At 62.6% G+C, this 8563-nt stretch carries 7 protein-coding genes; 5 read left to right on the forward strand and 2 right to left on the reverse strand.

Annotation, left to right across the window (positions count from 1 at the left end; genetic code table 11):
- Both CAPSK01_RS18555 and CAPSK01_RS18560 read left to right on the forward strand, forming a co-directional pair.
- On the forward strand, positions 1-502 hold a 502-nt coding region (locus CAPSK01_RS18555; protein WP_034930439.1), incomplete at its 5' end, for a hypothetical protein.
- Positions 503-636: 134 nt separating this feature from the next.
- Positions 637-2109, forward strand: a complete 1473-nt coding sequence (locus CAPSK01_RS18560) for a diguanylate cyclase (protein ID WP_273704057.1) — start codon at positions 637-639, stop codon at positions 2107-2109.
- A gap of 212 nt (positions 2110-2321) precedes the next feature.
- Here CAPSK01_RS18560 and CAPSK01_RS18565 read toward each other — a convergent pair whose 3' ends face one another.
- Positions 2322-3599: a glycerate kinase gene (locus tag CAPSK01_RS18565; RefSeq protein ID WP_034930213.1), complete on the reverse strand. Its 1278-nt coding sequence runs from the start codon at positions 3597-3599 to the stop codon at positions 2322-2324.
- Between the two features lie 251 nt (positions 3600-3850).
- On the opposite strand from CAPSK01_RS18565, the gene CAPSK01_RS18570 reads away from it, so the two are divergent.
- Both CAPSK01_RS18570 and CAPSK01_RS18575 read left to right on the forward strand, forming a co-directional pair.
- Positions 3851-4363, forward strand: a complete 513-nt coding sequence (locus CAPSK01_RS18570) for a dual specificity protein phosphatase family protein (RefSeq protein ID WP_034930216.1) — start codon at positions 3851-3853, stop codon at positions 4361-4363.
- A 53-nt stretch (positions 4364-4416) separates the two neighbouring features.
- Entirely contained in the window at positions 4417-5652 is a 1236-nt protein-coding gene (locus CAPSK01_RS18575) for a phospholipase D-like domain-containing protein (protein ID WP_034930218.1), read from the forward strand.
- Positions 5653-5665: 13 nt separating this feature from the next.
- Here the strand turns inward: CAPSK01_RS18575 and CAPSK01_RS23950 are convergent, their stop codons facing one another.
- Positions 5666-7417 (reverse strand): caspase family protein, encoded by a 1752-nt coding sequence (locus CAPSK01_RS23950; protein WP_273704058.1) that lies wholly within the window; start codon positions 7415-7417, stop codon positions 5666-5668.
- A gap of 387 nt (positions 7418-7804) precedes the next feature.
- On the opposite strand from CAPSK01_RS23950, the gene CAPSK01_RS18590 reads away from it, so the two are divergent.
- Positions 7805-8563: caspase family protein (locus tag CAPSK01_RS18590; protein ID WP_034930224.1), on the forward strand; the 759-nt coding region annotated here is incomplete at its 3' end.

An 8563-nucleotide genomic window follows, 5' to 3' on the forward strand; every position in this document is an offset into this window, starting at 1 on the left:
AATCGCCCGCGCGGCAGCCAGACAGGCTGCCGTCACTGCCGGCAGCCTGACCCTGCCGCCTGGCCCACTCGGCTGGCTTACCCTCCTTCCCGAACTGCGTTCGCTGTGGAAACTCCAGACGCAGATGGTTGCGGATCTCGCCGGTTGCTATGGGAAGAGCGACGAGTTGAACCGCGAAGAGATGCTCTATTGTCTGTTCCGGCACACCGATCCACAGATCGTTCGCGATCTGGTTGCCAAGATCGGCAGGCGCCATGTCGTCCATCTCGCCTCGCGTCCCGAGACCCAGTCGGTCGCTCTGAAGATCGGCATGCACCTCTCCCAACGGGTGATCGGCAGAGGGATTTCGCGCTGGATCCCGGTTCTCGGAGCGATTGGCGCCAGCGCCTATGCCTATTACGACACTTCCCAGGTCGCCCGCACGGCCATCGAGTTATTTACCGGCATCATTGATGTGCAGGGCGACGAAGCCGATCCGGCGACGGAGGAGGCGTCTCGCTGACGCGATTTGCACATCAAGCGGCGGGCGGGCCCCCGTGAGGTCATGGCTAAGGATGCTGCGCGGGCGGCACGGAAGCGAAAAATGTCAGCAGACTGTAGAATACGACCAATCGATCGGCAACCGTGGCGGGCAGCATGATAAAGGAGAGCATCAAGCATATTGAGGAATGGGCCAACCCGCGCACGGTCATTGTGGTGACTTTGTTGTTGGTCGGCGCACTGTGGTTGGCACTGATGGTCTCGGTCGTCTCGGATCGCCATCAAAGTATCGCCACTACCGGCGGGCTTCTACAACGCATGACCCTCGCCGTCGAAGAGCAGACCCGACAGAAGTTTCGCGTCGCCGATACTTTCCTGACTAGTTGTGAGCACTGGCTGCAAGCAAACCCTGATCTGGATCCCCGCACCGACAAGACCTTTCGGCAATTGATCGAAACCTTTCGTGCCAGAACCGACAATTCGATCGATATCTACCTGCTTGCCGGCGATGGCCAGATGTTCGACATTCTTGACCCCGCCCAAGGGCCGCTGGCCAATGTTGCGGACCGCGACTATTTCAAGGGTGCCCTGAACAGCCCGGGCCTGTTTTTCGGCAGCCCCACGCGCAAACCGCTTGCTGACCACGACGGCCTGCCGATCAGCCTGTCGCTGCGACGCCCGACGCACGACATCCAGGTACTTCTCGCGGTGATCGACCTGCCAACGCTGACCCGGTCGTACGAAAAACAACGCCAACCCGGCGGGGCCATTACGCTGCTCAAGCGCGACGGTACAGTGCTGGCCAGGGCACCACTTGACGACTTGCTGCCCGGCCACTCGATGGCCGGCGAAGTTTTGTTCAGCGAGCATCTCGCGCAGCAACCACAGGCCCTGGTGCTGCCTGATGCCAGCCCCGACACCCGGGCGCGAGAATTCATCAGTTACTCGTCAATGCCCGATTTCCCGCTGGTGATCATGGTTTCGGAAGACTACGATGAAGCGCTCGCTGCCTGGCTACGACAGACGGCCTGGGTCATCCTGCTGGGACTGGGAGTGACCCTGCCATTGGCGGTCATCGCCTATCGATCGCTGCGCCTGCTACAGGCGCTCGCCAGTCAGGATGCCGAATTGCAGCGCCTGACAACGACCGATCTGCTGACCGGCAGCAGCAGCCGCCAGCACTTCTTCGAAACACTCACAGAAGAGGTCGCACGCGCGCGTCGCCGGCACATCCCCCTGACCATCGTATTGTTCGATATCGATTTTTTCCAGCGAATCAACGACGGTTATGGTCATGCCGTTGGTGACCAGGCCTTGATCCTGTTCGCCAATACCGCGAAAGAAGGCCTGCGTGACATGGACCTTCTTGGCAGACTCGGAGGTGGCGAATTCGCGCTTCTGCTGCCCAATACCGGAGCCCGGGAAGCCGTCCTGGTCGCCGAACGAATTCGCACAGCGATCCCCGGCATATCGATCCCGAGCGACAACGGCACCGTTCAGTTCACGGTCAGTGTCGGGGTGAGCGAAGTCCAGGCCGGCGACACGTCGATTGACGATCTGCTGAAGCGCGCAACCGCTGCGCTGCACAACGCCAAGGCCGGTGGATACGATCGAGTGGCAGTCGTCTAAAGAACCCTCCAAAAACAACGCGAGGCGCCGGAACATGAGGTAAGCAGCGGCAATATGGACCATGGCTTCAGCGGTGTCCGGGCGCGCCTCATCATCATCCGAGTTCCCAGGTGGTCCTTTCGCGATCCTGTTCACCGTGCAGCGGCCTCACCTCGATGGTCCATCGCTCCCTGCTTGGATGCGGAGAACTGCCAAACATTCGGCATGAGGTCTCAGGGGGACTCGTGGGTCACCAGAATCGCTCGGAAGTCATTGACGTTGGTCAGCGTCGGCCCGGTGATGACCGAATCGCCCAGGGCTGCAAAGAAGCCGTGGCCGTCGTTGTCATCCAGGCTGACCAGCGGCTTGATACCCTTGCCCCAGGCGCGCGCCAGGCTGTCCGGTGCGAGCCAGGCGCCGGCGATCTCTTCCTGGCCGTCTACCCCGTCGGTGTCGCCGGCGATGGCGTGGATGCCGCGATGCCCGTTCAGCGCCACGCCAAGGGCAAGCAAAAACTCGACGTTGCGCCCACCGCGCCCCTTGCCGCGCACGGTTACCGTCGTCTCCCCGCCGGAGAGCAGAACGCAGGGTGCTGCGAAAGGCTGGCCGTGACCAGCGACCTGGCGCGCGATTCCGGCCATGACCTTGCCCACGTCGCGCGCCTCGCCTTCTATCGCCTCGCCCAGGATGTACGCCGCCACGCCGGCTTGGCGTGCCACCACGGCGGCGGCTTCGAGGGCCATCTGCGGTGTCGCGATCAGGCGCGTCTCCACGCTGGCCAGGCGCGCGTCGCCAGGTTTGATCGACTCGCCGCGGCCACTCTCGAGGATGTCGAGCACTGCTGGCGGTACGGCGATTCCATAGCGGCGGATGATCGCCAAGGCATCGGCGCAGGTGGTGGGATCAGCAACCGTCGGACCGGAGGCGATATCGATCGGGTTGTCGCCGGGCACGTCGGAGATCATGAGGTTCACCACGCGCGCCGGGTGGCAGGCAGCGGCCAGGTGCCCGCCCTTGACAGCCGAGAGGTGGCGGCGGACGCAGTTCATCTCCGAGATCGAAGCGCCGGATTTGAGCAAGGCCTGATTCACGGCCTGCTTGTCGACCAGGCTCAGCCCTGCGAGCGGCAGGGCAAGCAGCGACGAGCCGCCGCCCGAGATCAGGCACAGCACGGTATCGTCGGCACTGAGCCCCTGCACCAGGGCGTGGATGCGCTGCGCTGCAGCGATCCCGGCGGCGTCCGGTACCGGGTGCGCCGCCTCGACGATCTCGATGCGCTGGCAGGGAACAGCATATCCATAGCGGGTCACGACCAGTCCCGACAATTTGCCCGGCCAGTGCTCCTCCAGCGCCTTGGCCATCGCTGCCGATGCCTTGCCGGCACCGATCACGATCAGTCGGCCGCGAGGGGGAGCCGGCAGATGCTGCGGGATGCAGTGCGCCGGCTGCGCAGCGGTGATTGCCGCTTCGAACATGTGGCGCAGCAGTCTGCGGGCTTCGTTGGTTTTCATCGTTTCGCTCCTGATCCACGGATCGGCTGGAAAACCCATGTAGCGCTTAAGGAACTGGAAGCGTGCAGGCGCACCAGCGCAAAGCTCGAAGCCAGACGAACGGCCATTGCCTGGGCTCCTGAAACAAACCCGGAGATTGACGCCGCCTGATGGGCGCTCATATACTCACCATAGCACGGTTGGATTTCCTATCCTTCTTTGACGGCAATAGCGATTCTACAGGCCCGATCCCCCATTCTTCTCATCATGCCATGAACCACCATCCCTATGATTTGCTGCCGCTTGCCGATGATGGCGCAGGCCTGATTCTGACTCCTTGTCCAGGAACCAAGGGGGTGGAACTGGCCACTGCACTCGCACAATTGATCACGGCCGGTGCCGCCGCAGTGATCACGCTGATGCCGGATGCCGAAATGGCCAGCAATGCCGTGACGAACATGGCTGATCTCTGTCCGGAACTCGGTTTGCAATGGTTTCACTTGCCCATCGAAGACGATCATGCGCCAGAGGAAGAATTTGCTGTTGCCTGGTCGGCGCAACGACGGGCCGTGCATCAACTGCTCGACGACGGCCAGAAAATAGCGATCCATTGCAAGGGCGGTTCCGGTCGAACGGGCCTGGTCGCTGCACAGATCCTGGTCGAACGGGGTAATTCGTTGGCGGCAGCGACAGCGGCCATCAAGTCGATTCGCCCCAATGCGCTGACGCTCAACGTTCATCAGAACTATCTGGCCCGCTTGGCCGTCGCGCAGCCGGATAGTTAGGCACCGACGCCTTTCCAGGCGATGTCTGTCAAGCTGCCGAACAGGATCCCGTGATGGGTTACAAGATATCGCTCATCGTTCAACCCGGCGACAGCTTCTTTCCAATCGTGCGCGCCGTTGACCGGGCAGAACGCTCGATCAACCTGACCGTATTCAGAATGGACGACCCGATCATCCAGCGCGCCCTGATCGAGGCCCGCCAGCGTGGCGTTCGCATCCGCGTGCTGATCTCGAGCAGCGCGCGCGGTTGGGAAGAGCAGAACCGAAAGCTCCTCAAGGATGCCAACGAGGCCGGCATTTCGACCAGGGAGCCTGCCGGTGACAGCAAGCGGGCCCGCTACCACTACAAGACCATGACGGTAGACGACGCAGAGGCGTTGGTGTTCACTTTCAACCCGACACGCGAGAATCTCCACTACGCGCGTGACTTTGGTGTTGAAGTCTACGATCCGGCGATCGCCGCCGAGATCAACAGGCTCTTTGACGCCGACTGGGACGACAGGCCCTTTGAGCCTGACAGGGATTCGCCGCTGCTGGTCAGCCCGTTCAACAGTCGCACGAAAATGACGACCTTGCTGCAGACGGCCATGGATTCGATCGACATCGCCGACGCGAAAGTGGAGGACCCGGCAATCATCCGCCTGCTGGTGGAGAAAGCCAGAAGCGGGGTGCTGGTCCGCGTTCTCGGTGACGCCGAGCATAGGGTCCGGTTGCCGCCCGAGATCGAGTTCCGGGCGGCCCCGCGCTACAAGCTGCACGCCAAGTGCACGATCGTCGACGGTACCGCGGCGGTCATCGGCAGCATGAACCTGCGGACGGAGAGTCTCGATCGCCGCCGCGAACTCAGTATCTCGGTCGACGACGCCGACGTTCTGCGACGGTTGAATGCCGTGTTCGAGAACGACTGGGAACACCAGGCGCCGATGTTGGGCAGCACCGCGACCCAGGTACTGCGGGTGTTTCCGCTGCCCCCCCCGGAGCTGGCCAAACGGTCATCGCTGCGTCTGGTACTGATCTCGCGCATCGACACGCTCGTTCGGCATGAAATCCGCGCAGGCATCACCACCATCGGACGCGCCAAGGAAAACGACTTCGTCATCAGCGACGCCCTGGTGAGCAGGCTGCACGCGCAGATCAGGCTCGACGGGGACCGCTGTACGATCCGGGACCTGGGAAGCGGCAACGGGACCTTCCTGAACGGCGAACGGATTGATCGGGAAACGCGCCTGCGCCCCGGCGATGTCGTCAGAATCGCGGAAAGTCAGGAGTTTCGTCTCCTCGAGCTTTGAGGTGAAACCAGGGTCACTTGATGTCGTATGCAGTCAGTTCCTGGCGGAACTGGTCCCGGGTTCGCAGGTGGCCCATGGTGTCGCGATACTCGTGCTTGACCATGGACCTGATCTCGGGCGCGTACCACAAGATTTCGGACACATTACCCGACAGTAGGCCCGCCCTGCCTGGCCGTTCGATGCGGCCTGAATGAACCACCCGCAATGCCCGGAACCTTCCTGCCGGCACCTCGACGTCCTCCCACGCTTCCACGCGGGCAGAGCGTTTATGCGTCACGACATCGCCATCCGGGCGTTTGATTGAATACTCGAAATCCCAGGTTTTCCCGACTTCCAGGGGGAACAGCAGGGTCAGGCGCTTGCCATGAGTCACGTTGGGATCAAGCAGGGTCCAGGTCGATCGATCGGCCGTTCTCCTGGACGAACGCTCGCTTCCCGCCCCTGCAGCGCCCTTTGAATCGATTAATGTTCGATCAACGGTCATGGTGTCTCCTCTGATTGCAGCCACCTTCAATTCGACACTGGCGCTTTCTTCGTTCTTCCAGAGATTGATGTTCCGATACACCCATCTGTCACCGACCTTGATATCCGGTTTGTCCACCGGGGCAAGTACCGGAGCAGAGTTTTTCTGGGTCTTTTCGGTCCTGGCCGGTACCGTTCCTCCCACCCCCTTCCGTTCGATGCCCTCCTGTGGCTTCGACGCGCGCTCGGGTTCTTCCCACTTTCTGAGTTCTCCCCGGGCAAGCGCGACATGGGTGCCCGACGGAAAGCGCTTGAGGTAGGCTTCGAAAGCTTCCCGTGTGCCGCTCGCCTTGGCTTCGTTCCAGAATCGGGTTTCGGTTTCTGTGGGGTTGGGTGCCATGGCGACGTTGAAGCTGAAATTCTTCTGCAGGGTTTTGGGACCGTTGACATAGGGCGTCTGGGTTTGCCGGCTGGCACGTTCGACTTCCGCGCTGGCGATCGTCAGAACGCCATCGAGGCTCAGATCCCTGCCCTGAAAAGCGGTCAGCAACCCGGCGGTCAACAAACCGTTGCGGCCATCGCCATCAGCCGCCACGTTACCCGGATCGGTGGCATACACGATCACCGTGCCTTTGGGCACGATGTCAGGACTGGCCAGGCCGCGCGCTCGGCCCGAGCGGAACTTGCCACTGACCGGATTGTTGCGGCAGGCATCGAGGATCACGATGTTGACGCGGCTCCTGGCATTGTCCATTTCATCGAGGATCTGGTTGACGTTGACGCCCTGGTAGGGAACCATTGCTTCGCTTTCCACCTTCGCATTGACCGGCATCAGGTAGTTCTGATTCCTGACCTGAATGCCATGCCCGGCAAAGAAGAACAAGGCCGCTTCGCTGCCACCGATCCTGCTGCCGAATTCGGCGATGCTCTGGTGCATGGCTTCGAGCGTCTGGTTCCTGCGCTCGATGACTTCGAAACCGAAGCGGCGCAGGGCGGCGGCGATGTCCTCCGCGTCATGCGCGGGGTTGACGAGTTTGGGCAGGTTCTCGGGGTGCTGATAGGCGCTGTTACCGATCACCAGGGCGATGCGCCGTCCCTGACTGGAGGGGGTGACGCCGGCCATTCGGCTTGTCGTTCCCGGCGCCAATCCGGCAGGCGACGGAGCGAGGGGTTTGCCGAGCGAGTCCGTCCGTCCCGGCGGCGCAGGCTGCGCCTGCGCATGTGCGGCAGCAATGCACGCTGCCGCCACGATCAGCGCGTGCAGAACGTAGAGGAATGTCGTTCGAAGCAATCGGAATGGCATGGCCCGCAAATCTTATGCCTGCAGCGCGGGCAACACAACAGGATCAGAATCGCGCGGCGAATCTTCGTCATGCCTCCGGAGCAGGAGTCGTTCCATTTGGCCTGTTGGCATTGCTGCGGCGCCAGGCCCGCCGATCCTGAAACCCCTAAACATCCCGTCCGTCTGGCTGATCGGTCGGGCGGCCATGAACGGCCTCACCGCCACCTTGACATCGGCGTGGCCATGTTCCATGCTGATTTCGTCAGTGTCGGCGGCGTTGCCTCGGCGCGCTGCGGTGCACTGGCAATGTCGCAGGTATGTTGTTGGCCACGCTGCCAGCCGGGGCCGACGAACCATGCCGGGCTGGCCATTCCGCGCTGGCCGGCAACCCTCGGGAGGTGACTTGTCATGGCAAGAAGCGCTTTATGCATCGGCATCAACGATTATCCGGGCACCCGCAACGACCTGTCGGGCTGCGTCAATGACGCCAACGACTGGGCGACCGAACTCGGTGGCCGCGGCTTCACCGTCACCACGCTGATCGACGCCCAGGCAACGCGAGCGGCGATGAGCGCCGGCATCGGCGGCCTGACCGCCGGCGCCCAGCCCGGCGATTCGGTAGTCATCACCTATTCCGGCCACGGCACCTGGGTACCGGACAGCAACGGCGACGAACCCGACGGCCGTGACGAGGGCCTCTGCCCCTGGGACATCAGCACGGTCGGGCCGTTGCTCGACGACGAAATCAGGGTCCTGTTCGCCCAGCGCGCCGCCGGCGTGCGCATCCTGCTGATCTCCGACAGTTGCCATTCGGGTTCGGTGACGCGTGGCGACGAGTCGGACATCGATCCGGGCATGCCGCGGGCGCGTTACATGCCCTTGCAGGACTGGATGCCGGGCAACGAACTGCCGGCTTCGGCGAACCGGCCGCGTGCCCTGGTCGGTGGTCTCCGGCGCAGCGGTGGCGACCTGCTCCTGGCTGGCTGCCAGGACACCGAATACAGTTGGGACAGCAGCTTCCGTGCCCGGCCCAACGGCGCCTTCACCTACTATGCGCTGAAGTGCCTGCGCGAACAGAAGCCGGCGACCTATGAGGCCTGGTTCGCCGCGATTCGCGGTTACCTGCCGAGCACCCGTCTGCCACAGTCGCCGCAGATCCTCGGCTCG

Origin of the sequence: Candidatus Accumulibacter vicinus (assembly GCF_000584955.1) — a bacterium.
Classification (GTDB): domain Bacteria; phylum Pseudomonadota; class Gammaproteobacteria; order Burkholderiales; family Rhodocyclaceae; genus Accumulibacter; species Accumulibacter vicinus.

What these genes read in the sequence shown, in the direction of transcription:
- CAPSK01_RS18570 (WP_034930216.1), top strand. Translation starts at nt 3,851, where the DNA reads ATGAACCACCATCCCTATGATTTGCTGCCGCTTGCCGATGATGGCGCA.
- CAPSK01_RS18560 (WP_273704057.1), top strand. Translation starts at nt 637, where the DNA reads ATGATAAAGGAGAGCATCAAGCATATTGAGGAATGGGCCAACCCGCGC.
- CAPSK01_RS23950 (WP_273704058.1), bottom strand. Translation starts at nt 7,417, where the DNA reads ATGCCATTCCGATTGCTTCGAACGACATTCCTCTACGTTCTGCACGCG.
- CAPSK01_RS18575 (WP_034930218.1), top strand. Translation starts at nt 4,417, where the DNA reads ATGGGTTACAAGATATCGCTCATCGTTCAACCCGGCGACAGCTTCTTT.
- CAPSK01_RS18565 (WP_034930213.1), bottom strand. Translation starts at nt 3,599, where the DNA reads ATGAAAACCAACGAAGCCCGCAGACTGCTGCGCCACATGTTCGAAGCG.